This is a genomic window from Candidatus Ornithobacterium hominis (assembly GCF_951229915.1).
Taxonomy (GTDB): Bacteria; Bacteroidota; Bacteroidia; order Flavobacteriales; family Weeksellaceae; genus Ornithobacterium; species Ornithobacterium hominis.
Window position 1 is genome coordinate 1235619 of sequence record NZ_OX579588.1, and the last position, 23404, is coordinate 1259022.

General features: G+C 36.8%; 31 protein-coding genes and 1 tRNA gene. 4 read left to right on the forward strand and 28 right to left on the reverse strand.

Annotation, left to right across the window (positions count from 1 at the left end):
* The first annotated feature begins 134 nt into the window (after positions 1-134).
* Genes QOX03_RS05735 through QOX03_RS05745 form a run of 3 tightly spaced genes read left to right on the forward strand, consistent with a single transcriptional unit; the run spans position 135 to position 3107 of the window.
* Positions 135-2072 (forward strand): phage tail tape measure protein, encoded by a 1938-nt coding sequence (locus QOX03_RS05735; protein ID WP_283670388.1) that lies wholly within the window; start codon positions 135-137, stop codon positions 2070-2072.
* Positions 2073-2076: 4 nt separating this feature from the next.
* Positions 2077-2592, forward strand: coding sequence for a phage virion morphogenesis family protein (locus QOX03_RS05740; protein ID WP_283670389.1), 516 nt, complete (start codon positions 2077-2079; stop codon positions 2590-2592).
* The gene (locus tag QOX03_RS05745; RefSeq protein WP_283670390.1) at positions 2589-3107 is read left to right on the forward strand and encodes a hypothetical protein; all 519 of its coding nucleotides are present in this window, start codon (positions 2589-2591) and stop codon (positions 3105-3107) included. The genes QOX03_RS05740 and QOX03_RS05745 overlap by 4 nt, the downstream gene beginning before the upstream one ends.
* 132 nt (positions 3108-3239) lie before the next feature.
* On the opposite strand, the gene QOX03_RS05750 is transcribed toward QOX03_RS05745, so the two are convergent.
* The 18 genes from QOX03_RS05750 to QOX03_RS05835 form a co-directional block, all read right to left on the reverse strand.
* A complete protein-coding gene (locus QOX03_RS05750) occupies positions 3240-3458 on the reverse strand; it encodes a hypothetical protein (RefSeq protein WP_283670391.1) in 219 nt (72 codons plus the stop codon).
* Positions 3455-3697: a hypothetical protein gene (locus QOX03_RS05755; protein WP_283670392.1), complete on the reverse strand. Its 243-nt coding sequence runs from the start codon at positions 3695-3697 to the stop codon at positions 3455-3457. The genes QOX03_RS05750 and QOX03_RS05755 overlap by 4 nt, the downstream gene beginning before the upstream one ends.
* Entirely contained in the window at positions 3697-4218 is a 522-nt protein-coding gene (locus QOX03_RS05760; RefSeq protein ID WP_283670393.1) for a hypothetical protein, read from the reverse strand. The genes QOX03_RS05755 and QOX03_RS05760 overlap by 1 nt, the downstream gene beginning before the upstream one ends.
* A 359-nt stretch (positions 4219-4577) precedes the next feature.
* Positions 4578-4904, reverse strand: a complete 327-nt coding sequence (locus tag QOX03_RS05765) for a hypothetical protein (protein ID WP_283670394.1) — start codon at positions 4902-4904, stop codon at positions 4578-4580.
* A complete protein-coding gene (locus tag QOX03_RS05770; protein WP_283670395.1) occupies positions 4894-5160 on the reverse strand; it encodes a hypothetical protein in 267 nt (88 codons plus the stop codon). The genes QOX03_RS05765 and QOX03_RS05770 overlap by 11 nt, the downstream gene beginning before the upstream one ends.
* A gap of 44 nt (positions 5161-5204) precedes the next feature.
* Entirely contained in the window at positions 5205-5675 is a 471-nt protein-coding gene (locus QOX03_RS05775) for a hypothetical protein (protein ID WP_283670396.1), read from the reverse strand.
* A 16-nt stretch (positions 5676-5691) separates the two neighbouring features.
* Positions 5692-5764, reverse strand: a tRNA-OTHER gene (locus QOX03_RS05780).
* Between the two features lie 12 nt (positions 5765-5776).
* Positions 5777-6019 carry a hypothetical protein gene (locus tag QOX03_RS05785; RefSeq protein WP_119057844.1) on the reverse strand — a complete coding sequence of 81 codons (243 nt, stop codon included), beginning with the start codon at positions 6017-6019 and terminating at the stop codon, positions 5777-5779.
* Between the two features lie 129 nt (positions 6020-6148).
* Positions 6149-6772, reverse strand: a complete 624-nt coding sequence (locus QOX03_RS05790) for a master DNA invertase Mpi family serine-type recombinase (protein WP_283670397.1) — start codon at positions 6770-6772, stop codon at positions 6149-6151.
* 162 nt (positions 6773-6934) lie between these two features.
* On the reverse strand, positions 6935-7618 hold the full coding sequence (locus tag QOX03_RS05795) for a DUF3164 family protein (protein ID WP_283670398.1): 684 nt from the start codon (positions 7616-7618) through the stop codon (positions 6935-6937).
* Between the two features lie 38 nt (positions 7619-7656).
* A complete protein-coding gene (locus QOX03_RS05800; RefSeq protein ID WP_283670399.1) occupies positions 7657-7878 on the reverse strand; it encodes a hypothetical protein in 222 nt (73 codons plus the stop codon).
* Between the two features lie 7 nt (positions 7879-7885).
* Positions 7886-8023: a hypothetical protein gene (locus tag QOX03_RS05805; RefSeq protein WP_283670400.1), complete on the reverse strand. Its 138-nt coding sequence runs from the start codon at positions 8021-8023 to the stop codon at positions 7886-7888.
* A 25-nt stretch (positions 8024-8048) separates the two neighbouring features.
* Entirely contained in the window at positions 8049-8981 is a 933-nt protein-coding gene (locus tag QOX03_RS05810) for an AAA family ATPase (protein ID WP_283670401.1), read from the reverse strand.
* Positions 8981-11074, reverse strand: a complete 2094-nt coding sequence (locus QOX03_RS05815) for a Mu transposase C-terminal domain-containing protein (protein ID WP_283670402.1) — start codon at positions 11072-11074, stop codon at positions 8981-8983. The genes QOX03_RS05810 and QOX03_RS05815 overlap by 1 nt, the downstream gene beginning before the upstream one ends.
* 125 nt (positions 11075-11199) lie before the next feature.
* The gene (locus QOX03_RS05820; RefSeq protein ID WP_283670403.1) at positions 11200-11514 is read right to left on the reverse strand and encodes a hypothetical protein; all 315 of its coding nucleotides are present in this window, start codon (positions 11512-11514) and stop codon (positions 11200-11202) included.
* Positions 11514-11945 carry a hypothetical protein gene (locus QOX03_RS05825; RefSeq protein WP_283670404.1) on the reverse strand — a complete coding sequence of 144 codons (432 nt, stop codon included), beginning with the start codon at positions 11943-11945 and terminating at the stop codon, positions 11514-11516. The genes QOX03_RS05820 and QOX03_RS05825 overlap by 1 nt, the downstream gene beginning before the upstream one ends.
* A gap of 143 nt (positions 11946-12088) precedes the next feature.
* The gene (locus tag QOX03_RS05830; RefSeq protein WP_283670405.1) at positions 12089-12295 is read right to left on the reverse strand and encodes a hypothetical protein; all 207 of its coding nucleotides are present in this window, start codon (positions 12293-12295) and stop codon (positions 12089-12091) included.
* A complete protein-coding gene (locus tag QOX03_RS05835) occupies positions 12282-12464 on the reverse strand; it encodes an XRE family transcriptional regulator (RefSeq protein WP_283670406.1) in 183 nt (60 codons plus the stop codon). The genes QOX03_RS05830 and QOX03_RS05835 overlap by 14 nt, the downstream gene beginning before the upstream one ends.
* A 78-nt stretch (positions 12465-12542) precedes the next feature.
* On the opposite strand from QOX03_RS05835, the gene QOX03_RS05840 reads away from it, so the two are divergent.
* The gene (locus QOX03_RS05840) at positions 12543-13565 is read left to right on the forward strand and encodes a LexA family transcriptional regulator (RefSeq protein ID WP_283670407.1); all 1023 of its coding nucleotides are present in this window, start codon (positions 12543-12545) and stop codon (positions 13563-13565) included.
* A 420-nt stretch (positions 13566-13985) separates the two neighbouring features.
* Here the strand turns inward: QOX03_RS05840 and QOX03_RS05845 are convergent, their stop codons facing one another.
* The 10 genes from QOX03_RS05845 to trpD form a co-directional block, all read right to left on the reverse strand.
* Positions 13986-14411: a hypothetical protein gene (locus QOX03_RS05845; RefSeq protein WP_283670408.1), complete on the reverse strand. Its 426-nt coding sequence runs from the start codon at positions 14409-14411 to the stop codon at positions 13986-13988.
* Between the two features lie 148 nt (positions 14412-14559).
* A complete protein-coding gene (locus QOX03_RS05850; RefSeq protein ID WP_283671743.1) occupies positions 14560-15786 on the reverse strand; it encodes an MFS transporter in 1227 nt (408 codons plus the stop codon).
* Between the two features lie 5 nt (positions 15787-15791).
* Positions 15792-16895, reverse strand: coding sequence for a cyclically-permuted mutarotase family protein (locus QOX03_RS05855; protein WP_283670409.1), 1104 nt, complete (start codon positions 16893-16895; stop codon positions 15792-15794).
* Positions 16896-16957: 62 nt separating this feature from the next.
* The gene (locus QOX03_RS05860; protein ID WP_283670410.1) at positions 16958-18139 is read right to left on the reverse strand and encodes an AGE family epimerase/isomerase; all 1182 of its coding nucleotides are present in this window, start codon (positions 18137-18139) and stop codon (positions 16958-16960) included.
* A 3-nt stretch (positions 18140-18142) separates the two neighbouring features.
* Complete coding sequence (locus QOX03_RS05865) at positions 18143-19060, reverse strand: dihydrodipicolinate synthase family protein (protein WP_283670411.1); 918 nt, start codon at positions 19058-19060, stop codon at positions 18143-18145.
* A 43-nt stretch (positions 19061-19103) separates the two neighbouring features.
* The gene (gene trpA / locus QOX03_RS05870) at positions 19104-19844 is read right to left on the reverse strand and encodes a tryptophan synthase subunit alpha (protein ID WP_283670412.1); all 741 of its coding nucleotides are present in this window, start codon (positions 19842-19844) and stop codon (positions 19104-19106) included.
* Positions 19841-21022, reverse strand: a complete 1182-nt coding sequence (trpB, locus tag QOX03_RS05875; protein WP_283670413.1) for a tryptophan synthase subunit beta — start codon at positions 21020-21022, stop codon at positions 19841-19843. The genes trpA and trpB overlap by 4 nt, the downstream gene beginning before the upstream one ends.
* Positions 21019-21630 carry a phosphoribosylanthranilate isomerase gene (locus QOX03_RS05880; RefSeq protein ID WP_283670414.1) on the reverse strand — a complete coding sequence of 204 codons (612 nt, stop codon included), beginning with the start codon at positions 21628-21630 and terminating at the stop codon, positions 21019-21021. The genes trpB and QOX03_RS05880 overlap by 4 nt, the downstream gene beginning before the upstream one ends.
* Positions 21620-22405 carry an indole-3-glycerol phosphate synthase TrpC gene (gene trpC, locus QOX03_RS05885; protein ID WP_353616885.1) on the reverse strand — a complete coding sequence of 262 codons (786 nt, stop codon included), beginning with the start codon at positions 22403-22405 and terminating at the stop codon, positions 21620-21622. Before trpC ends, QOX03_RS05880 begins: the two co-directional genes overlap by 11 nt.
* On the reverse strand, positions 22398-23396 hold the full coding sequence (gene trpD, locus QOX03_RS05890; RefSeq protein ID WP_119059781.1) for an anthranilate phosphoribosyltransferase: 999 nt from the start codon (positions 23394-23396) through the stop codon (positions 22398-22400). The genes trpC and trpD overlap by 8 nt, the downstream gene beginning before the upstream one ends.
* Positions 23397-23404 lie beyond the last annotated feature (8 nt).

Genomic DNA, 23404 nt, shown 5'->3' on the forward strand with positions numbered 1-23404 from the left:
AAACAGGAAAGAGTTTATAAAATCCGCCCATGTAAGTCCAGAGGGGGTATAGGTAAGAAGCACTTCCTTATGTCATGCAAGCATCCATCTTAAAGGACTTTATAAACTCCGACACCACAAAGATATAAAAAATTATGGCAAAACAAGCAAAACTAACTTTACTCATAGATTTAGCAGATAAGTTAACTTCTAAATTAGGGGCGGTAGAAAGCAGATTGACTAAATTTCAATCCAAATGGCAAAGCAAACTGAATAACATTACAGATAATTTTGCCAACAAAATTGGTGTGTCTAGCGAAAACCTTAAACGTGGGCTCACCATTGGGGCAATGGCAGGCGTTACAGCTCTGGGTGTTTTATCTACCAAGGGCGTGCAGGCTGCAGAAAAGTTTGATAGTGCTTTTCTCCCTATCAAGCAGCTCAACCTTGATAAAAGTGCAAGTGAGCTGAACGATTATAAAAATCAAATCAGAGACGCCTCTTTTGAAATCGGAATGAACATAGAGCAAGGAACCAACGCCATCTATGATTTGCAATCTGCCACAGGTACCTATGGCAAAGATGCTATTGATATTTATAAAAAAGTAGGTAAATACAGCATCGCTACTGGAGCCGACGTCAATGATGCCATGAACTCTACCACCAAGGCAATGAAAGCCTTTGGCTTGAGCGTTGCTGATATTGATGACTTATTAGAAAGCAATGCCAAAACCGTGCAAACAGGTATCACAACTTTTAATGAATTAGCCAAAGTACAAACAGAATACGCTGGTGCAGCTGCATCTGCAGGGCAGGGCGTTGATACTGCTAATAAGGTTTTTGCTATGTTCACCAGTATCGCCAAAAATTCTGATGTTGGGGCAAACATGGCTAAAACCTTTTTTCAAGGTTTGGGCCAGCAGGCCGATAAATTTGAAAGCGTACTGAAAATCAAAGTTTTTGATGACAAGGGTAGCATGCGCCAAGCGGATGAAATTTTAAAGGATATTTCTGGCAAGTTCAAGAACATGAGCGACCAGCAAATCACACAAGCCATCAACGCCATAGGTGGGCCAGAGGGGCTAAGAGGTGCATTAGACAAGGTGAAAACAGGCGCAGAGGATATGATTAGCACCTTTGATGCCTTTGATAGTTCTGCTTTTAGCATGGAAGCAGCCATTAAAAATGCCGAAGGTGATTTCGCTACAATGAAAAAGGTATTTTTTGACCGCATTGAAATTCTAATGACAAAATTTGGTGAAAAGATAATGCCTATGATTGCCAACATTTTTGACATACTCACGCCAGCACTCAATTTTTTGTACAAAAACATAGATTGGCTATTACCTGTAATGGGAACATTCATAGGGCTATTAGGTCTAGCAACGGCGGCAGTTTGGTTGCTCAACTCTGCTTTATTTGCCAACCCCATTGTCTGGGTCATCGCTTTAGTAGGTGGCTTAATTGCCTTGATTGTTGTAGCTATCAAAAAATTCAATGATTGGGGAGCTGCCGTTTTAGCTCTTTTTGGCCCTTTTGGGATGCTGATTTCTTTTATCAAAAAATTATATGACCAGTGGGAAAGCGTAAAAAAAGCTTTTACAGACGGGGGCATTATTGGAGCTTTGAAAAGAATTGGACTAATTCTATTAGACACCCTTTTGGAGCCTATTCAGCAATTGCTTGAACTTTTATCCAACATTCCAGGTTTAGGAAGTTTAGCCAAAAAGGGAGCTAACGCTATTGATGCCATGCGTTGGAAAATGGGAACCCACGAGCCACTCAAAATCAAAATCCCTGATTTGCCCAATGCACAAAGCAAGCAAGAAAATGCCACTAATTTATATAGTAATGGCACGTCTAATAGTGGCTCTGATACCAAAAAAGGAAAAAATGACAAAGTAAAAGACGTTGTGAACAGCCTTACAGGTGATGCCAAAGCTTCACGCAATATCACAGTGAATTTAGAAGCGCTGCACAAGGGAAACATCAACATGAATGGCAACGAAAGCAAAGGCATGTCTATGCAAGAACTGGAAAGCTGGTTTAATGAAATGATGCTTCGTGTCATCAGAAGTGCTGAATTAAGTTAATGCCATGCAAGAAATCAACAGAGCTTTTTGGCAAAAACTAAACAAAGATTTGGGCAACACCTTGCAGCGTGATTTGTTGAACGAGGCAGCTATCCGTGCAGTGAGGTTTAGCAAAGAAAGGTTTAGACAAAAAAACTGGGTAGATACCACCCCTCAGCCTTGGGCACCACGCAAACGGAAAAACAAAGGAACTTTGATGGTAGCCACAGGTCGCCTCAAAAGGTCTATTCGGGTGATAAACAAAACCGCCACATCTGTCACCATAGGTACAGATGTGCCCTATGCGCGCATACACAACGAGGGTGGAATCATCAAAGAAACTGTACATGTGCGTAAACATACCCGCAAACGCTCTACAAGGCAAACAAGAGGCAAGGGAAGAATCGCCGTAAAAGCCCACAGCAGAAAAATGAATACCAAAGTGCCGGCACGTCCATTCATTGGCGAATCCCAAGCACTGATGAATAAAATAGAGAAGAAAATGGAATTATTGGTCAAAAGAACTTTAAACAAACTATGAAAACATTTTATATTGCACTGCATGAAGCTTTTGAAAAAGCACAAAATCTGCAAAAATTCACAGCCGTGGATTTGCCTTACATCAAAATCATAGACCTCTATGCAGGGCAGGATTTTGATGCCACCAATTTTGATGTTCACCCAACACCAGCACTGTATTTCTCTTGGTCCATAGATTACAAGACAGAGCCTGCAACCGCCACATTAAACTTCAGAATAGCCTATGAGCAGCTGCGAGATACCAGCAATCTGTCTTTAAGCAAAGACAAGGCTTTAAAGTTTTTTGAAATGGCAAACGTGGTAGATAAAATCATCAAAGAAATCAAAACCCAACACACCGGAGCTCCCCATTTAATCTTTGAAGGCCAGGAGCTGGAACCCACCGTTGTAGACGTTTATCTACTCACCTATGAATGCCCCTACTACGGAAACCAAAAAACCCACCAATGCCAAATATTGCCAGGCCGTATTGATGATTTAGAATTGAAAAAAGAATTATTCAAAAAAGTATTGTAATTCTGCATCAATACTACGGAGTAATTACATCATCAATATTAAACTCTTTCATATTATTTTTTCTTAAAAATAAAAAAACCTCATTGAATTCCAATGAGGTCTTATAAAAATTATGATGAATTTTTTTACCCTTCACCCTTCTTCTATCACTTCCAGCAATTCAGATAGCAGGTACCAAGATTCATACATATCCTCTGCATCTACATTCCTATCGTCTGATAATAAATAATTATACAAAGCAATTTGCATGAATTTGCGTATCTTTTTGGCAAAATAAGCTTTGCTATATCCATTGATTAAATTGATTAAATTCTCTTGTTGTGTGGTATTGATTTTATCTTGTGGTTTCATTTTTTTTGGTTTTTAAGTTCTACATGATTGGGTGTATTTTGGTGGCAAGTTTTGCAGGTAATCAAGTTTTGCATTACCTTTTCGCCTTGCACCAGTACAATAGCTTTGCGCTTCTCATGGGCTACATGGTTGCAGCGTAGCGTAGTGCGGATGTAGTACCTATCACTTCGCTCACTTGCCCAGCCTTTGGCATCATTTGCCATTTGCTCACTATTAGGATAAAATGCTGTTACTCTCATCACACACCTAATTTTTCAATTAAACTTAAACGAATTTCCCTATCCTCAATCTTTGCCACATCTGCCAAGATTTCTACCAAACGTGCTTGTGTTAGACGATTATGATTACGCTTCTGGGGTTGAGTTTTCTGTGGCACTACTGCACCAAACAAATCTGTTTGCTCATCTATTTTGATGATAAGCTCCTCTGCCCAATCTCTGAATAATTTTGCCCTTTCGGAACGCATGGCAAAACCCAGGCGAACAACACCTCTTTTAGTCCAGAACACCTGATGTGGTTGAGCGTTTGGCAGGGTGTTACCAATGGTAACACCCTTTACAAAATGCTTGCCTTCAACTAATTCAGAGCCTAAACTCAATTTGTTTTTACGGATAGCGTATTCCGTTACACCATAGCCAAGAGCGACTTCACGGGTAGTCATTAAATACTCGTATTGCTCATACGGCAATACATTAACGGTAACGCCCTCGGTTACCGTGAGTGGTAGTAAGTTACCAGCTTCATTCTTATTGTGTGTCATGTTATAAGAATTTGTGATAAAAAGAAGCCCACCGTAGGTGTGACTTACACACAAACGCTGGGCGAATATACAGCATGGTCGTTTCCTCCCATACCACCATAGTGAGCTTCCCGTTTATCTTGTTAAAATAAAATCTGATTTATTTGCCCAAGAATTATTTATATGTAAGTCAAGGACAAATATACAAAATAATTTTAAATCACTATAAAATCTGTATAAAGATACAAAATTTCAACCACAAAAACAATATTATTTCATTGTAAATCAATTATTTGCCTGTTTATTTTAAGCCTTTTGTAAAATGTAAAATGTACTTTGTACAAAAATTCAAAACTCAAAATAGTCTTTCGTCTTTCCTCTCATAACTGCTCTTGTATTTGGTTATTAACCTTCAGGCACACATTGCTTTCATAGGGCATATCACCAATGCCTCTACGGGCATAGTGCAAAACTTCACTCAGCGCATAGGCCTCATAATATTTCAACTTCACGGCAAAGGGTTTGTTAGGAGCTTCATTGCGTTTATCTACTTGTTTTTTGAGCAGTTTGGTATACACTTCATCATAGATAGACTGCACCATTTTCTCTGCGGGTGAAATCCCGCCATTGGCAGGAACCTCAGACAAGGCAAAAAGGATAGAATCCAGCTGTTGCAAACTGATCTTGATACTTATTTTATTCATCATCAAATAATTTCAGTTGATTTTTCTCTACTTTTTTAATTTCTTTTTTTAGTCCCGCTTTGGCGTTGATGCCCAGCCAAGTATGGAAAGTTCTGTAACTAATGCCAAACTGTGGGTAAACGTATTGCCAATAAATTTCTTTTAAAAACATATCCTCATCTTGCTCCTGCAGCTGCAATACAAGCTCTTGCATTTTGATGACACGTTGGTAGAAATTTATTTTATTGTACGCCATTAGAAAAAAAACTATCTTTGCCATGGTTGGTGGCTCTGTAATTTGTCTTTTGGCAGTTGCAGGGCTTTTTAATTTTCGCTGGGCATGGGTAATTTATTTTTATGATACCACGCCTTGGTATACATCAGTTTGGCATCTTGCTCGTATTTTGTTACCATGTTTTTGAATTGAGCTATAAGTTGAGGGAACTCATCTATTTTATATTGATTTAAAGGTTTTTTTAGTGGTGAATTTTTCAGCATAAATCGGTTAAATCTGCTCCAATCTCCCGGTTCATACAACCCAATGGTTTGAGCACATTTCAGCACTACGGCTCTTTTTTGTTTCAAGACACGCTCCATCTCCAGATGTTCTAAACGTTTTTGAGCAATTTCTTGCGTTTTTTGGGGTTTATATACGCTCATTAGTGTCATCAGTTCCTTTTCGGTCAGTTCAGCAATTAGTGTAGTTCTACGCCCACTAATGCCAGATACCGCCAAAGCAATTTCCACGTCTTTCATGCCTCTATTTTGCATAATTTGTTGAAGTTCCGCTACCATAGATTTAATTTTTTTGTTCCCCTGGCAGGATTCGAACCTGCATTCCAGTCCTTATATTTCTTTGCTATTACCAGTTATACGACAGGGGAAATGCTTTTGCTTTATAATATCATTTTCCCAACTGCAAGCCCAGCCAAAGCTCCTGAACTCGCACCAGCGGCATAAATCAGCTTATCCATAAACCCTCCGAACGCCACACGTTTCACATTATAGGTCCAAATGAAGCTTATCATAAACGAAGCTCCAGCCACGCCTAAGTATTCTTCTTTTGCTACAAAATAGGTGTTCGCACTCACAAAGAACACTTGCATAAATCCCGTTGTAAATAGTTTTAGTTTATCCATATTATAAACTTTTGTCTTTTTTTTTAATCAAGGTTTTTTTTAAAGCTTTATCCTATCCCCAGCCCTTTCCCAAGGAAAGGGAGTTGACGTGCATTTAAAAATCTCATTTTTTTCAAGGCTTTATAAATTTTATTGTTTCGTCCAGCCCCCTTGGGTTTCTAATTCTTGTTTCTTTACAAAATCACTTACGGTTACTCTGTGAACGCCCAAAATCCTACCGATGGCAGAGTAAGACACTTTTTTGTCGAGTAACTCTTGTATTTTCTCTTCTTGCCCAGTTAACTTTGTTTTGGCTGATTTACTGCCAACTGGACGCCCCAAGATAACTCCTTCAGCACGTTTCCTTGCTAGTGCTTCTTTGGTTCGTTGGGAAATTAAATTTCGTTCGATTTCAGCAGATAGGCCAAAGGCAAATGCTAGTACTTTCGAGCTAATATCACTTCCTAATCGGTAGTTATCTTTGATTGTCCACACCTGAATATCACGGTTCATACACTCGTTGAGCACGCCCATAATCATAAGTAAGTTCCGACCTAAACGAGAGAGTTCAGAGCAAATAAGGATGTCGCCTTTTTTCATTTTCTTGATTAATTTCCCAAGTTTTCGATCATCTACTTTCTTTGTTCCTGAAATAGTTTCTTCAAACCATTTATCTACCAGTATATTTTGCCTTTCACAAAAGTTATTAATCTCATAACGTTGGTTCTCTACCGTTTGCTTGTCTGTACTTACTCTAATGTATCCGTAAATCATTTTATTTTTTTTTAAGGCTTTATCCTATCCCCAGCCCTTTCCCAAGGAAAGGGAGTTGACGTGCATTTAAAAATCTCATTTTTTTTAAGGCTTAATTTTTTTTTAGTATGCTGGCGTTCCCGATTTCAGGAACGCCAGGTTTTTTGTCTCGGGCACGAGGCATTAAGCTTTGTATTTTTTGTGGACTGGGAAAAGTGCTTCCACATCCGTTCCCTCTGGGAAATCAACCGAAGTGATAGAAAGCGGCACACTCACTTTTTTGCCCTGTGCATCTGTAACGCTCGCCTCAATATAGAATGCCGAACGCATAGGTTTATAAGATTGTCTAATGATGTTCACCGCATCTGTAAATGTTTCATCATTCCATTCTTCTGCTAATTTGGTAAGCTCCAGAACACGGCTTGCTTTCAAATTACCCTTAGCATCTTTTTTCAGCAATTGATTTACTGCATGCACCAATTTGCCAGTCGCTTCATCTTTAGCAAGAGAGGTGATAAACTCTTTTACCTTATCAATCCCCGCCGTTACAGTATCGTCCCAATTGTCCAGCACACGAAATCCGTAGGTAATCGTATTACCCTTGTCATCAGAAAACGTATGTGATTGCTGAGTATCTTTCACGTTGTAAGCATTATTTTTCAAATCCAGTAAAATCTTTGAATCCTTGAATATAGAAAGCTTCAATGCAGATAGCTGTTCGCTACACGCTTTGATATTTTCCATAAAGCCTGGTAAATATTCGTTTACCATTTTTTTGTAGGCAACTCTATCCTGTTGTTTGGCTTCATTTCTACGCTTCAACTCCTCTTGAAGCTCTTTTTCTGATAATTGTGATAAATCTTTCATCTTTTAATTATTTGTTGTTTGTTATTAATATTAACTCTTCACCCCTCCCAAAGGTTGGAACTCCCCTCCTTTGGTAGCGTTATTTTTACCCCCCTCCTTTGGAGGGGCTGGGGGAGGATTAATTGTTCATAAAAAGCATTCCATTCCGCATCAGATAATGTGTGAAACGGAGCCAACCAGTCTCCCAATTCATTTCTTAGAACAGCTTTGCCGTTCACTTTGTAGGCATCGCTATGTAATTTTTCAATTTTAAAGTTCATTTAAATGTTATTTAATCGTTGTTTGAATATTGTAATGTAATTCTTGTAGCTCCTTTATTTTTGGGTAACTTTGAATATCTAAATCAAAAGGAACGTTAATTGTTTTCTCTCTTGCTCTCACCTCAATAGCTTCATTTCTCTTCAAAACCCTGTGAATCTAGTACCTGCGGTTACGCTGCTTCTGACTCTCTTTCATTTTGATTTTTTTGAATGATTAATTCTCTTTTCACGATTCTTTTTAGCCTTCTCAAATCTTCTACAACCTTGAATGTTTGATTGTTTTTTGTGATAGAAACGGGCTCGCATTCATTGAAAATTCGGCTAATGATTTCTTTATTTTTTATGCCGTTAGCCTCACATATCAAGGTTACATCTTTGGAGGTTGCACCAATCAATCCTATGAATTTTCTGCCAAATCGGCTACTGAGCTCATCGTAGCCTAATTTGTTATACTTCACGCCTTTATCAAACGTCAATGCTAAATTTTCTGTGCCGCTAATGACAACCCCCATCTTGTCCTCAAGCTCATTAAATAGGTAAATGAAAAAACGTAAAGCAGTTGGTTTCAATTTATCAGCTTCATCTATTACCAGAAGTGGCTTTTTGCCCGTTCTATCTTTGAAAAAATCTACTACAATGGTTGAAAGTACATCAACAGAACGGTAACCTTTGCCAGGGTTTTGCCCCAATACACGGCACAGCTCTAACAAAAACTCTCTGCGAGCCCATTCCCTTGCTTGGATATAGAAAACATGATTGTTATGCTCTAAATCGGCATACATTTTAAGTGCTGCCGTCTTTCCGCTGCCTGCTTTGTGGCTAATCCCCATGAATAAGCATGCGTCTTTAGCGTCATTCAATGTATTGCTTATCATTTTGAAATTCAGCGTTTCGGCTAAATTCCAGCCTTGGAATCCATAACCAAGGTTATTGGCAACTTTCAGCCATAACTCTTCTTTAATCAATTCCCAGTTGTCATTTCGCATTTGTGAAATGGTTGCTGTTGAAACTTTTGCCTTATTGGCTACATTAGCATAGCTACCAAGGCGTATTTTTTCTGTTTCAATCAGCTGAACGACTTCATTTTTTTGTACATTTGTCATCAGTAATTGTTTTTATTAGTTCGTAAAAATGATTCTTCATCAAAGTCATCGGGTTCATAATCATAGCCCGATGCTTTTTTTATAGGTTCGCTCAATGCTTTTAGTGCATAGTAGTCTTCTGCTGAATTTGTCTCATCTTTTGCTCCATACCTGCCCAGCATTAGTGTATCCTCCCCAGGTGCAATGATATTTTCTAATTCAGTTTTTCTGTATTCATCTATCAAGGCCGCACGGGCTTGTGCAATGCCCACACCGCTCATCTCTTTTTGTGGGCCATATTTTTGCGGTTTTATAAATTCATCTGCTTGGCACAAGAATTTTAAAAGGCTTCCATGTTTTTCATATAAAAAGACACGGCTCAAATCTTCATAATCATAGCTTAAAACTACTTTTTTGCCATGGTAATTGCTAATTACTTCGTAATCCTCATCAGAAATCATATAACACAGTTCCATTTTTGAAATTTCTGTGTTTATCATTCCACTGTTTTTGATAGTAATTTCTTTATGCAGGCCAAAGAGCATATCAATGCTGTGTTGCTCTATATAGATGACGTGCGGTTTCAACGAAGCTTCATGTAGCTGCTTGGGTGTTCTGTGTTCTTCAGCATGTTTGCGGCTGTAGTAACTGTAAGGGATTTCCCTCCATTGTTCCACGCAAGTTTCAGCCTCACGCCTTGCTTTAGACACATCCCAATCCTCTTGTTTAGATATTTTTTTTATTTCTTTCAAATATTCTGGGCTTCTGTGGGCGTTGATTCTCCTTGATTGCACACCTTCACCATAGTAATATTTATTGCCCATTAATACGACACTTTGCAAAGTACCAAACCAACGCTCAACGCCAGCTTTTGCGTTTGCTGAATGTGAAATCGTAACTTGAACGCCCATCGTTTCCAGTCGCTCTATCATATTCTTTCCAGCTTCTGAGTTATGACCTGGGAAACGGTCTGTTACCAATTCATATGGTAGGTATCCAGCCGTTTCGCAAGCCATTTTCATGGCACGAGCAAACATCAAATGGTTTTCTGCATAGTCAAATGAATATCCTAACACATCACCACTATGCACATCACGTACCGCCATTACAAACAGGAATCTTTCTTTGCCGTCTTTGGCTTTGTGGCCAATCATATTGATACGAGTTGCATCTATCTGCCAGCAGTCACCCGCATACAAAGCATTCTGATAAGGAATATAATGCCTATAAACTTGGCTTTTATTACTGCTTCCAAATCTCTTGTTAGCAGTTAAAAAGTTAGTTTTAGGGTCTTCAAATATGTTCATTCCAAACCATCTACGGTTGGGTGCTTTTTTACCTGTTCTGTAGCACATATCTTTTACTTGGCGTATGATATGTTCATTAGAAAAATTTTGTGGCATTTGGCGCATCTGCATCACCCAGCTCCATACCTCTGGGTCATTATATTGCTCAGCATTGCTATTACCTTTGCGTGGCAATTGAATAACATCTGCTATAGAGGTGCCATCTTGCACCATTTGCACCTTTTCCTTCAATCGCAGTGGATTGTGCGGAATATAACGCAAGTCTAATTTGCTCAAAATAGGGCTTAAATCATTGTATATCGCATTAGCCGTTCCTGGGTAATCTTGTAATTCATGTAAAATAAACTCTATCGCCGCACAGGCTTTAGCCAATGCAATCCTATGTATATCTTTCTCCTCACTATAGCAGTGCAGATAATCTTTATAGTAACGATTTATATAGCGCTTAAAATTAGTTTCAAGCGTTGAAATTTGTTTGTTTTCTGTCGCTTTTTGATAGTTTTTTACCAATTCCGTAGCATCACCAAAGGCGTTTCTGTAGTAGGTAGGTTTGCGGTTCGGTATCGCAGCTAAATCATAATAAAACCCACCATTGATTTTTGCCCAACGCCAACTTTTACCAGTAGCGGGCAGAATATTGTGATGTCGGTAACAGGGCTGAACTGATTTCTTGTAAGAAGGACGAGCTCTTTTTCTAAAATATCCCTCACCAATTCCACAAACGTCAATAACAAGGCGTTCAGAAAGCCAAATGGTATCACCTTCTGAATTTTTTCTTATTAATATGTCGCCTTGTTGTAAATTCATTTTAAATTTAATTGTCCCCGCCAAAGACTCGAACTTTGGAGTGTTCCACTCGGGATATTTCACTATATTTATGGCATTCAACCCAAAAATGGATAGTGATATGAAAAGAATTGAAATTGTTAATTTTATTTTCTTCTTATTTGATGTAGATTTTCTGTAATCATTTTTAAAAAAATGTCTTCGTATAAGGAAAAAAGTTTTGTTTGAGTTTCTTTATCAAGGACGTTCCCTTTGTTGTCTAAAACTTTGAAAACATAAAGTCCGTTAATCCTAACATCATAAAGCGAGGCAAGGTCGTCGTCGTCATAGCCCCTATCTACTACAAACTCTTCTTCATCAAAATATGCAGCATCAAAAGTTAACTCCGTTTCATCTTTAAAGTATACAATAAAGATGTTTTCTTCTCTTATTATGCCTTGGTAGTTTTTTAACTTTTCCATTATTTTTCTCTTTCTTTTCTCTTTTTATACTCGTGTAAAACCCCGATATGCATTTTAGAAGTTTCTCTTTCTAAATCCGAATAATCAATAGAAACCTTATCAGCAACATAAATGAGACTTTGGTCTGTGCTATTCTCTGAGTCTAAACTATACTTGAATTCTCTTACCAATTCATATATCTGATTTTCTCTACACATGATTTCATTGTATAATTTTTCAAGCTTTAAATATTTTTCTAAAATCACATCTCGCCTCTCCAGCCACTCATTACGTTCTTCTTCAGATATTTCAACTATCTCGTTATCATTGTCGGTACTTCGAACCCCCACGTTGTCCTTGTTGAAGTCAACGCGCACAACGAAAACGCCGCTCTCATTCTCATTCTCAAATAGAATATGGTCTCTGTAAATAGTAGTTTCTTTGATTTTCATAACTTTATGTTTTGGATGTTTTTTTCTATTTTAGTGACTGCACCTCTTTTTTGTTTTTAAAATGATTTGTTTCCAATAACTTCTTGCAGTATTCAGCGACTAACGCTTCGTGCTTTGTCATCGGCTGAGTATTATGGGTTTCTTTAGGCATGATTTATTTGTTTTTCAAATTGATAGAAAGGTTTATTAAAAACAGAAATAATGTAAGTTTCTTTAACAGGGAATCCGCATAAATGCCAGTGCGTAATTTTATCTACTCTTACAATTTTTTGTACTAATTTTCGCAACGAATTAGCATCATTGCATGGTTGGTTTGGATTTTTCATTTTATAAGTATTATTGGTTAGCATATTTTTCTAATTCCTTTTTTATTCTCAGGCCTTTTCCACGTATAGGATTCCTCACACCCCTCGCTATATCACTCACATAGCCTATATTGGTATTATGTTTCTTAGCGATTTCTGAATAAGAGGGGTATTTATCTCTCAATCTTTCTCCGAGTGTTTTATTTTTATACATACCTTTGCATTATTAATTTATGCAAATATACGCATTTTGCATAAACTTAAAAGTAAAAAGAAATAAATTTTACGCAAAATGAGTAAAAAAATAGATAGAACTCTGATTTTAAATAGTATAAAGGAAGCGTATGATTTTTCATCTAATACTGAATTAGCTGAATTTTTAGGTGTAAAACCTCAAACCATTTCATCTTGGTATAGTAGAAATACATTTGATATTGATTTGATTTACGCAAAATGCATAAATCTAAACCCACATTTTCTACTCACAGGAGATGGAGACGTTTTAAAAACCAAAAGTGAAGAAAATGTCCCCAAAAAAATTGGGGACAATTTAGGGGACAATTTAGGGGACAAACCAAATGTAAAAAAAATGTCACACTTTCAAAGTGTGACAAAAAGTGTGACAAAAAGTGTGACAAACCAAATGTATAAAAAAACGCCACACTTTGCAGGGGAAACCAAAAGTGAAGAAAATGTTACCCTTTCAAAGGGTAACAAAAAGGGTAACAAACCAAATGTAAAGAAAATGTTACCCTTTTCAGAAGAAACCAAACAAGAGTATAAAGTTCCACAGGTAGTTACTGTAGATTCTAATAATGATGATAATGTCGTTTTGGTGCCAGTAAAAGCAGCTGCCGGTTATCTTAGTAGTTATGATGATATAGATTTTATTAAAGAACTCCCTTCATATAGCCTTCCAGGTATCAGAAACGGCATTTTCAGAATGTTTGAGGTTGATGGTCATTCAATGTACCCAACGCTTTTAGACAAGTCTTATGTTGTAGGGCAATTTGTAGAAAACTGGGCCACAGATATGGTAGATGGTAGAATTTATGTTATTGTATCTAAAGAAGTTGGCGTTGTAGTAAAAAGATGTTTAAATAGAATTCAGAAATACGGCAACATTTTCGCAAAATCAGATAATAGAAGAGAGTTCCCTAATTTTACCATAAAACCGCAAGACATCAGCGAAATATGGGAAGTAAAGTTAGCCATGCAGTTCAATCTTCCAGACCCCGCAGACATGTACGATAAGCTCTACGACTTAGAAGCAGAAGTTGAAAATTTAAAATTAATTTTTAATCAAAATTTTTAATCAAAATATAATCTACTTTAAACTTAACATATAACGTTACTTTAAATTAAAATCAAATTTATTTAAATTACATTAAAGTTAATTAAAGCAATTTGATGTATATTCCTTTACATTTGGTTTTTCCCTTAAAGGATAAGTAACTCAACTTTGTCTTTTTAAGGCTAATTTCAGTGATTCTCTGTCGGCAAGTTAGAGGTAAACAAATAATTAATTCACTACTTCATAGATAGTTACGTTTTTTTACCTATTTTTGCTTTTTGGTTAATTCTTTAAAATAAAATATTTTCATTTCCCTGTGCAAAAGGAAAATCATACAATTTAAAACACCAATCTTTCATAAAATGGAATATAAAATTTAAAGATAAAAAAAACCTCCAAAAATTTTTTGGAGGTTTTAAAATATAAATTCAATTTGATTTATTATTTTACTGCATCTTTTACAGATTCTGCTTGATCTTTTACATGATCTAACTGAGCTTCAGCTTGGTCTAGAGTAGTTTCTAAAGCATCATCAGCTGTACTAGCAGCTCCGTTCACTGATTGAATAGCTTCTCCCGCTCTCCCTTCGATTTCTTTGATTCTAGTTTGTAGCTCATTGATTTTAGCTTGAGCTTCATCAATCAAAACTTGCTCACCCCTTGCTTGAGCTTCATCCAATTGCTGTTGAGCTTCTAATAATTCTCTTTGAGCAGCTTTTACTTCTTCATTTAAATCTTCTTGAGCCTCTGCTACGTTTTCACCATCAACTACTTCTACGTTAGTTTCAACTACTGCTTTTTCTTTTTTCTCACAAGATGTAGTAGAAAATGCAATAACTGCAAGAATTGGTAATAATAATTTTTTCATTTTTCTAAGTTTAAAATTCTCTGCAAATATATAAAATATTTTAAAATGTATTAAAAATTTTTTTTAACCTTAAAAATAACTTATATTTAAGGTCTTTTTTATTTCAGGCAAGTTTTTCAACTTTTGATAATTTTTAACTTTTAAAAAATTATGGCATATCTCTGTACTTTGGTTTCATAAAGAATAATTGTATGAGCAAAACTACCCCTACAGCTACAGCTAAATAAGCAAAACCTAATCCTAAACTATCATTCTCTTTCCAATGCCCTAGAATCTGCGTTATCATAGCACCAGCAATGATTCCTGCTAAATTTAAAATCCCGTAGGCCGTAGAGCGGTATTTTTTTGAAACGATTTGCACAACAATAGGCATATTATTGGCATCAAACATTCCATAGCCAATACCAAATAAGACTCCTGCACCAACAATTGCGACTAAATTTGTTCCTAATCCTAATAAAATTAATGCTGGAATCAATAAGCCTAAACCTATCACACCTACATAGATGCGACCTCTGATGTTTCTGTGAATCCACCAGTCCGATAAAATACCACCAATGATGACGCCAACAAAAGACGAAACTGCAATTGTAATGGTAGCAATGGGGCCAGCTTCTGCCATGGGTAGGTTTAAATTCTCAGCATAAAGAGTTGGCAACCAGTTTTTTGTAGCCCAACCAGGCAAACTAGGAATGGCAAAATATAGCAATAAAATGAAAAAACTAAAATTAGCAAACGGTTTCAATAAATTGCCAAAACGAAATTCTGCACTTTTTACTACCTCTGTTGTCTCTACATTTCGATTTTTAATTTCATACAAAAAGAAAATTAAGAGAATTGCATAGGCTATACCTACCAAACCAAAATAATGAAAAGTCGTCTGCCAACTCGTTGCTTCGGCCACTGTTGCACCAAACCCTCCAATGGCTTGCCCTGTATAAAGTCCTGTCATGTGAATCCCAATGGCTAATGAACGTGTCCTATCTGAATGGTAATCAGCAATCAAAGCCAATGCGGCTGGAATATAAAGTGCCTCGCTCACCCCCATCACGGCTCTTAGCAAATAAAGTAAATTAAAATCACTGACTATTCCCATGAGATAAGTGACTCCTGACCAAACAAATAAACTACATACAATCAACCACTTACGATTAAATCTATCTGCTACCATGCCTGCCACAGGACTCATAAAAGCATAAATCCATAGAAAAATTGCCATGAGCCGACCAAAATTGGTGGCAGATTGTAGCTCAACTATGTCCACTTGCATTGCCTCCTTCATCGTGCTCAGCATTTGGCGGTCCATATAATTTAGCAAAGCAACGCCCCACAAAAGCGCAACGACCAACCACGGATAGTATTTTTTTTCTCTCAAGGCTTTCATTGATTTAATTTTATATGAAGAATAGATGGCGTTCTAACGCCTGGCTTGATTTCACCCATTATTACAAAAATTGAATTTCCAAAAGAAACCATACTTGCTCCCGCACGTCTCAATCGGTCATCTTTTAAATAAAAATCAGCTATTTCCCCTTTCTTAAATTTAATTAGATATGGGTTGAATTGATACCAAGATGCTTCTTGAGATAAATAAATTTTACCTTGCTTTTGATTTTCTTCAATTTTTGGTGATTTCGGTTCTTTTTTTAATAGTAAATTGGTTTCATGAATTCTTTTTAAAGCCTTAAAAAATATTTCTGCATTGACGCCTCCCGAAACGTAAGCTGTCTCCGCATCAGTATTTACTGCAAAGCCTCCACCGACTGATAGTTTTTCGCTATCTATCATAATCGGCTGTGGATTCTCCCATGATTGATTTTCAAGATTGAATGTTAAATAATCTGTATTTAAACTTGGTGGTAATTCTTCGTATCCTAAAGCAAATCCGCCTGCCAAATAAATATTTTTTTCATCAGAAAAAGCTACAGCTTGCGTTCTCGGGTTGCCAGGAAAATCTGGCAAAATTTCCCAACCAGCCTGAATTTTATTTAAATTTAACCGAAGGAAAGAATGAGACGCTTTCCCGTTCTTATTTCCTCCCAGTACGTATAAGAATTCTTGGGCGATTACAGCTGTAAAATTATTCAAAGTTTCGGGCAAATCTGGCCAATTTTCTATTTTAATTTTTTGATTTTCTAAACTTAAAACAAAAACTTTTTTACTTTGTATTCGTTCATTTTCTCCGCCTAAAATAATTACAGAACGCCCAAATTGTAAGCCGTAGCCATAAGCTAATTCTTCTGGTAGCTCTCCAATTTTTTCCCAATTTAGTTTTTTTGATTCAGCAAAATCTTTTGCTATAAAAATAGATTTGTAAAACTCTTTTTTCCCACCTTCTGAGGGCGGTAAATCTGGGAAATTACAGCCACCTGCCATCATTAAATAAGTATCATTAAAAATCCCAGAAAAATGCCCCGAGACACCTTTTTGATAATTAGAATCAGGAAAATTTGATTGAAATTCCTTTATGTTTTGTGCACTCATAATTTGAAAAATTAAAACGGCTAAGAATAAACTATATTTTTTTTTAAGGCTTAGAAAAAAATTCATGATTTTAAAATTAAGTCACAAAGTTCAACGCCTTTGATCATCATCCTTGGAATATGGAAAGGGCCTTTAAACAAATTCCCTTTTGCAGGCTGAGATACGCTACCGTCTCGGTGCAAATAGCCAAACCACTCTGGGTGATTTCTATCAGGAAAATGTTGATAAGTCCAGTCACTGATTTGTTGGTGTTTTTCTAAATATTCGTCTTTACCCGTGGCTAAATACAAGTACAGATAAGCGATAATTGCTTCTGTTTGCGGCCACCAAAATTTCATATCGTGAGCATAATCCTGCGCTGGGTAGTTTTTGCAATCTACAAAGTTTAGAATTCCGCCAAAGTCTTTATCCCAACCCCAATCAAACGACCAGTTAATGATTTTTTCAGCATTTTCTATGTAATCTTTATCACCATTTCTAAATTTAGCTTCTTCTAGTATAAACCAGCCTGTCTCTATTGCATGCCCAGGGTTTATCAAACGCCCCATCATTGTGTCGATAAAAGAGCCGTCCTCTCCTACTGTTTCTAAAACAGCTTTGAACTCTGGCTTCATAAAATCTGTTGTAATTTCTTGATATGATTTTTGGATTTGTTCATCTAAATCTTTGTGCGGATAAGCTTTACGAATTTGTGCCGCCAAGTTGAGCATTATCATCGTGATGGAATGCCCTTTAGCTTTCAAATTTTCTGTAAATTTTGATTCTAATTCTCCTGGAGTTTCTAGCCAATATTGCATTTTTTTGAATAAATCAAAAGCTTTTTGAGCATAAGTGTTGTCACCACTTGCCAAAGCATATTCACTCATGGCAATTGCAGCAAAACTCTCAGAAAAAATATAACGCCTTTTGCGCAGCGGCTTCCCATCTGCTGTGATTTCAAAAAACATTCGTCCATCTGTATCAAAACAAAAATTTTCAATAAAATCAATGCAAGATTTTGATGCTGCTAAGTACTCTTCTTTGGCTTCAATTTGATTATAAGCTAAGGCTAAAATGTAAGCGAATCGCCCTTGAAACCAAACTGATTTAGTCGTGTCATAAATTACTCCTTCGCGGTCGAGGCAAGTATACACACCGCCGTTTTCCCTATCTATACCGTGATTTAGCCAAAATGGTAAAATGTTCTCTGTTAAATCTTTACGGTATTTTTCTCTCCAATTTTTTAGGTATTCTGTCTTGTTCATTCTTTACAATTCATTGCAATGATTAAAGAAATCAATTTCTTCTAAATCTTTTTTAAGTTGAGCCTCTTCCGCATCTGTTAAATTTTTGAAAGGAATCCTATTTTTACCCAAATCTAAGCCCATCAACTTCATAATTCTTTTTCCTCCTACGATGTTTCCACCATATTTTACAATCACATTAATGACTGCTTGGTTGTAATTTTGGGCAGCTCTTGCTTGATTCAAATCCTTGTTTTCCCAGTAATTTAAAACTTCTATCAAACCTTTGCCTGTATAATTTGCAGTACCGCTGATTCCACCCTTCACATCACTCAACGCTAAGCCTGCCAACAAGGTTTCATCTTGCCCGTGCAGCATTTGGAATTTCCCGTTTTCGTAGAGCGAACATTGATTAAATTCATATAAATTCTCATAAGTATACTTGATTCCAGCAAAATTGGGAATTTCTCCGTTTACTTTTTTCAGAAAATCCAACATTGGCAAATATGCTCCATTGAAAACTGGAATATGATAGTAATAGAAAGGAATCTCTGGCGCAGCATCGGCAATGGCTTTGCAGTAGTCAAAAAGCTCTTGAATTCTACCAATTTTAGGAAACGGCGGTGCCATGGCTCCTGTACCAAATGCTTTGATTTCCTGCGCATGCTTTGCCAACTCTACAGCATCCTTTAGCGTTGTGCTACCAACGTGTACGATGACTTTAAAATCTTCATCAGCAAACTTCATCCATTCTTCTGCCAATTTTTTACGTTCGTCTACGTTTAGCATATAGCCTTCACCCGAAGATCCGTTAATGAAAACACCTTTCAAACCATTCTTTTTCAGCATTTTAGCATAATCTGAAATGGGTGATAAATTAATCTCTAAATCTTTACCAAAAGCGGTAAAAGGAGCTACAATTAATCCTTTTATTTTTTCCATAACTTAATTAATATAATTTAAGCCATGAATTTACTATTTTTTTTTAAAACCCTTTTATTCCCTTTATGAATTTTTCAGCTGTTGTAAGATAATTTTTATCATCTTTTTGTAAAGCTTCTAAAAATGCCGTGCCGATGATCGCCCCGTTTGCAAATTGTGTCACGTAATCAAAATCGCTTTTATCTCTGATACCGAAGCCAATATAAAGCTCATTCTTTAACTTCAATTTTTTTAAAGCCTTAAAATATTCTTCTCTTTTATTTTGATTTAATTTTTTACCTGTAATGGAATTATCTGAAACTGCGTATAAAAATCCATCGCTCAGCGATTGAAAATAATCGATTCTCTCTGGCGTTGTTTGTGGTGTAATGATAAATGTAAATTTCAAATCATTTTCTCTGAACAAATCAGCATATTCTTTCTCAAAATATTCTGCTGGCAAATCTGGGATAATGATTCCTTCTACGCCACAAGATTTAGCTTCTTTCACAAATTTTTCTACGCCATATTGCATCACAGGATTGAGGTACCCCATCAAACTTACTGGAATAGACACTTCATTTTTTAAATTTTTTAAAGCCTTTAATAAATTTTCAATACTCATTCCGTTTGCCAAAGCCACTTTATTCGCTTCTTGAATAATGGGACCATCTACAATAGGGTCACTATACGGCATGCCGATTTCCACGCGATTAGCTCCTGCTGTTTGCACCGTTTTCAGAAGTTCTAAAATATCCAGCCCAGGAATGCACCCTGCTGTGAAAAAAACATTTAATTTACTCATTTTTCAAAATTTTTAATGTAAGTAGCTAAATCTTTATCCCCTCGCCCACTCAAGCAAACAATGATTTCATCTTCTTTTTTCAATGCCAATTGATTCAATGCAGCTAAGGCATGTGCAGATTCCAAGGCAGGTAAAATTCCCTCTACTTTAGTCAATTCATAAGCGGCAGCCAAGGCTTCATCATCAGTGCACCCCAAGACTTTCAGGCGGCCTTTTGTGGCTAAATAAGAATGCAAAGGCCCGATGCCTGGGTAGTCCAAACCTGCGGAAATACTATGTGGTTCTATTACTTGCCCATCTTCGGTCTGAATCAGTAAACTTTTACTACCATGCAGCACGCCAATTTTCCCCAGCTGAATTGTTGCAGCACTTTTGCCTGAATTAATTCCCAAGCCAGCAGCTTCTACTCCAATTAATTCCACCGATTTTTCATCAATGAAGTGGTAAAACATCCCCGCAGCATTGCTCCCCCCACCTAAACAAGCGATAACGCGCGTTGGCAAGTCTCGCCCACTTATGCTACGATACTGATTTTTAGCCTCTTTGCTTATAATTTGTTGCAATCTCGTTACTAAATCTGGGTAAGGATGAGGACCTACAGCACTTCCCAAAACATAAAAAGTATCTTCGGCATTTTGCACCCAATCTTGCAAGGCCTCGTTCACAGCATCTTTCAGCGTTTTACTGCCAGATTGAGCTGGTCTCACCGTGGCTCCAAGCATTTTCATCCGCTGCACATTTGGGTTTTGACGCTCGATATCCACTTCGCCCATATACACGGTGCACGGCAATTGAAGCAAAGCGCAAGCCGTTGCCGTAGCAACCCCGTGCTGACCAGCTCCAGTCTCTGCAATGATTCTTGTTTTGCCAAGATGTTTTGCCATTAAAACCTGACCAATCGCATTATTGATTTTATGAGCGCCTGTGTGATTTAAATCCTCCCTTTTCAGGTAAATTTTAGCACCTTTTTTTTCGCTTAAATTTTGAGCAAAATACAGTGGTGACGGGCGCCCAACGTAATTTCTTAACAAATCTTCATACTGGCAAACAAACTTCTCGTCAGCTAAAATAGATTGGTAATTTCTTTGTAATTCTTGAATATTGGGATAAAGCATCTCAGGAATAAAAGCTCCTCCAAATTCCCCATAGTAGCCTAATTCATCAGGATTTTTCATCATTTATTTTTTAATTTTTTCAATAAGTTTAAATTTTTACGTCCAGGTGATATTTCAAATTGACTATTCACGTCAAGTGCATAAGGTATTTTTTTTAAGCCTTTAAAATTTTCTATGTTTTCTAGACTCAAGCCTCCGCTCAAAAAATAAGGTTTAGAAAAATTTAAGGCATCAATCATCGCCCAGTCAAAGGTTTTTCCGCTACCGCCATAATCTTGCGAAGGTGTCTCAAATAGCAAAAAACTTGCTGCCTTCTCATACTCATCAATTTTTGCTTGAATTTCTTCTTTTTCCCCTCTCATATGAATTACCTTGATGATGGGTAAAATTGAATTTAACTGCTCAACTTCTTCTAAACTTTCATTCCCGTGCAGTTGAACCAAATCTAGCTGAGCTGCCTCACAGATTTTGGTAATTTCTTCTGGATTTTCATTCACGAAAACCCCTACTTTTTTGATTTCATTAAATTTTTTCAAATCTTTCAATTCTAAAAAATTCAATACATACCGAGGTGATTTTTTATAAAAAATAAATCCTGCGAAATCAAAATTCATTTCCTGCAAAGCTCTAATTTGTGTTTCTAGACCAAGTCCGCAAACTTTAATCCTCATCTATTTGATTTATAAATTCCTGAAATGTATTTGCTAGATTTTCACTTTTCATGAAAAATTCACCCATCAAAAAACCTTGAAAATTATTTTTTTTAAGCCTTAAAAAATTTTCTGCAGAAGAAATTCCACTTTCAGCCACGCAAACTGCATCAGCAGGCAGTTCGCTTCTCATTTTGATAGCATGCTCAAAGTCAACTTCAAAGCTTTTTAAATTCCGATTGTTGATGCCGACCAAATCTATTTCTTTAGGTCGTTTTAAAAAATCTTCCCCTGCATGAAATTCCAGCAAAACTTCTAATCCAACATCGTGAGCTATTGCTGTAAATTCTTTGATTTCGTAATTGTCTAATATCGCTGCAATGAGCAAAATAGCATCAGCTCCATAGGATTTGGCTTCATAAATTTGGTATGGGTCTATGATGAAATCCTTGCGAAGCAAGGGGATACTATATTTCTTGGCTTGTCGTAAATCTTGTAGAGTCCCACCAAAAAATGTCTCATCTGTCAAGATTGAAATGCCCGCAACATTAAAGTTTTTATAAATCGGTAAAATCTCATCTATTTCAGCTTTGATATTGATGTTTTGTTTGGATGGTGATTTACGTTTAAATTCAGCAATAATCCCATTGGGGGATTTTTTTACTGCATATTTTAGGCTTAATTTCTGACGATGAAAATATTTACTATCCATCAGTTCTTCTACACTTTTTTGGGATTTCTTAGCAGAGACCTCCAATTTTTTATGTTCTATGATTTGAGTTAAAATATCAATCATGATTTGCGGCAATTAATTTCTTTAAACAATCGTGTGCCTTACCATTCAAGAGGCTTTCTTCTGCTGCTTTTTTGGCTGAGGAAAAATCTTCAAATTTCCCTGTATTTTGCAATGCTAAAGCTGCATTGGTGATGACAACAGCGTTCTGAGCGGGCGAACCTTGCCCTGAAATTATCTTCAAAAACAATTCTGCGGCAGCCTCTTTGCTATCGCCACCATAGATTTCTTCAGGCTGAATGATAGACGCTTGCAATTGATTTGGATTATATAAGTCAATACCTTTTTCGGTTATTATCATGCTTTCGCTCGTCAATGAAATCTCATCGTAACCATCTAGCGAATGTACAATCATGAATTTATTTTCTTTCTGCTGCATTAAGTAGTTATAAATCCGCCCCATTTCAGTATTGTAAACGCCAATCAGTGAAAATTTAGGACGTGCAGGGTTCACCAATGGCCCAAGCATATTAAAAAAAGTTCTAAAGCCCAATTGCTTTCTCAGCGGGGCGACAAGCTTCAATGATGGATGGAATTTGGGCGCATGTAGAAAGCAAATATTGGCTTCACTCAGTTGGTTTTTTAGGTGCTCTTGATTATCTGTAAATTTATAGCCTAGAAACTCCATCACGTTAGATGAACCGCTAATAGACGAAGAACCGTAATTTCCATGCTTAGCCACTTTTTGCCCAGCTCCCGCCACGACAAAACAAGATAAGGTGCTGATATTGAATGTGTTTTTGCCATCGCCACCCGTACCAACAATATCCACCAAATCTTGCGTCTCTAAATCGACTTCCACTGCCATTTCTAGCAAAGCATCAGCTAAACCTTTCAGCTCATCAATGGTAATGCTTCTCATCATCAAAATGGTGACAAAACTCGTTATTTCATAATCGTTGAAAATACCTTTGGGGATTTGCAACATGATAGATTTAGCCTCCTGATAACTGAGCGTATTGTATTTAAATAAATATTCTAAAATGTCTTTCATAATTTTTT

Bases quoted from the DNA above. Each gene is read 5' to 3' on its own strand.
- trpB (WP_283670413.1), bottom strand. From the start codon at position 21,022: ATGATGAAAAATCCTGATGAATTAGGCTACTATGGGGAATTTGGAGGA.
- QOX03_RS05825 (WP_283670404.1), bottom strand. From the start codon at position 11,945: ATGAAAATCAAAGAAACTACTATTTACAGAGACCATATTCTATTTGAG.
- QOX03_RS05735 (WP_283670388.1), top strand. From the start codon at position 135: ATGGCAAAACAAGCAAAACTAACTTTACTCATAGATTTAGCAGATAAG.
- QOX03_RS05820 (WP_283670403.1), bottom strand. From the start codon at position 11,514: ATGGAAAAGTTAAAAAACTACCAAGGCATAATAAGAGAAGAAAACATC.
- QOX03_RS05740 (WP_283670389.1), top strand. From the start codon at position 2,077: ATGCAAGAAATCAACAGAGCTTTTTGGCAAAAACTAAACAAAGATTTG.
- trpA (WP_283670412.1), bottom strand. From the start codon at position 19,844: ATGAGTAAATTAAATGTTTTTTTCACAGCAGGGTGCATTCCTGGGCTG.
- QOX03_RS05775 (WP_283670396.1), bottom strand. From the start codon at position 5,675: ATGGTAGCGGAACTTCAACAAATTATGCAAAATAGAGGCATGAAAGAC.
- QOX03_RS05800 (WP_283670399.1), bottom strand. From the start codon at position 7,878: ATGAACTTTAAAATTGAAAAATTACATAGCGATGCCTACAAAGTGAAC.
- QOX03_RS05765 (WP_283670394.1), bottom strand. From the start codon at position 4,904: ATGATGAATAAAATAAGTATCAAGATCAGTTTGCAACAGCTGGATTCT.
- QOX03_RS05855 (WP_283670409.1), bottom strand. From the start codon at position 16,895: ATGAGTGCACAAAACATAAAGGAATTTCAATCAAATTTTCCTGATTCT.
- QOX03_RS05760 (WP_283670393.1), bottom strand. From the start codon at position 4,218: ATGACACACAATAAGAATGAAGCTGGTAACTTACTACCACTCACGGTA.
- QOX03_RS05815 (WP_283670402.1), bottom strand. From the start codon at position 11,074: ATGAATTTACAACAAGGCGACATATTAATAAGAAAAAATTCAGAAGGT.
- QOX03_RS05845 (WP_283670408.1), bottom strand. From the start codon at position 14,411: ATGAAAAAATTATTATTACCAATTCTTGCAGTTATTGCATTTTCTACT.
- QOX03_RS05830 (WP_283670405.1), bottom strand. From the start codon at position 12,295: ATGCTAACCAATAATACTTATAAAATGAAAAATCCAAACCAACCATGC.
- QOX03_RS05810 (WP_283670401.1), bottom strand. From the start codon at position 8,981: ATGACAAATGTACAAAAAAATGAAGTCGTTCAGCTGATTGAAACAGAA.
- trpC (WP_353616885.1), bottom strand. From the start codon at position 22,405: ATGATTGATATTTTAACTCAAATCATAGAACATAAAAAATTGGAGGTC.
- QOX03_RS05835 (WP_283670406.1), bottom strand. From the start codon at position 12,464: ATGTATAAAAATAAAACACTCGGAGAAAGATTGAGAGATAAATACCCC.
- QOX03_RS05840 (WP_283670407.1), top strand. From the start codon at position 12,543: ATGAGTAAAAAAATAGATAGAACTCTGATTTTAAATAGTATAAAGGAA.
- trpD (WP_119059781.1), bottom strand. From the start codon at position 23,396: ATGAAAGACATTTTAGAATATTTATTTAAATACAATACGCTCAGTTAT.
- QOX03_RS05750 (WP_283670391.1), bottom strand. From the start codon at position 3,458: ATGAAACCACAAGATAAAATCAATACCACACAACAAGAGAATTTAATC.
- QOX03_RS05795 (WP_283670398.1), bottom strand. From the start codon at position 7,618: ATGAAAGATTTATCACAATTATCAGAAAAAGAGCTTCAAGAGGAGTTG.
- QOX03_RS05880 (WP_283670414.1), bottom strand. From the start codon at position 21,630: ATGAGGATTAAAGTTTGCGGACTTGGTCTAGAAACACAAATTAGAGCT.
- QOX03_RS05865 (WP_283670411.1), bottom strand. From the start codon at position 19,060: ATGGAAAAAATAAAAGGATTAATTGTAGCTCCTTTTACCGCTTTTGGT.
- QOX03_RS05790 (WP_283670397.1), bottom strand. From the start codon at position 6,772: ATGATTTACGGATACATTAGAGTAAGTACAGACAAGCAAACGGTAGAG.
- QOX03_RS05860 (WP_283670410.1), bottom strand. From the start codon at position 18,139: ATGAACAAGACAGAATACCTAAAAAATTGGAGAGAAAAATACCGTAAA.
- QOX03_RS05785 (WP_119057844.1), bottom strand. From the start codon at position 6,019: ATGGATAAACTAAAACTATTTACAACGGGATTTATGCAAGTGTTCTTT.
- QOX03_RS05755 (WP_283670392.1), bottom strand. From the start codon at position 3,697: ATGAGAGTAACAGCATTTTATCCTAATAGTGAGCAAATGGCAAATGAT.
- QOX03_RS05745 (WP_283670390.1), top strand. From the start codon at position 2,589: ATGAAAACATTTTATATTGCACTGCATGAAGCTTTTGAAAAAGCACAA.
- QOX03_RS05770 (WP_283670395.1), bottom strand. From the start codon at position 5,160: ATGGCAAAGATAGTTTTTTTTCTAATGGCGTACAATAAAATAAATTTC.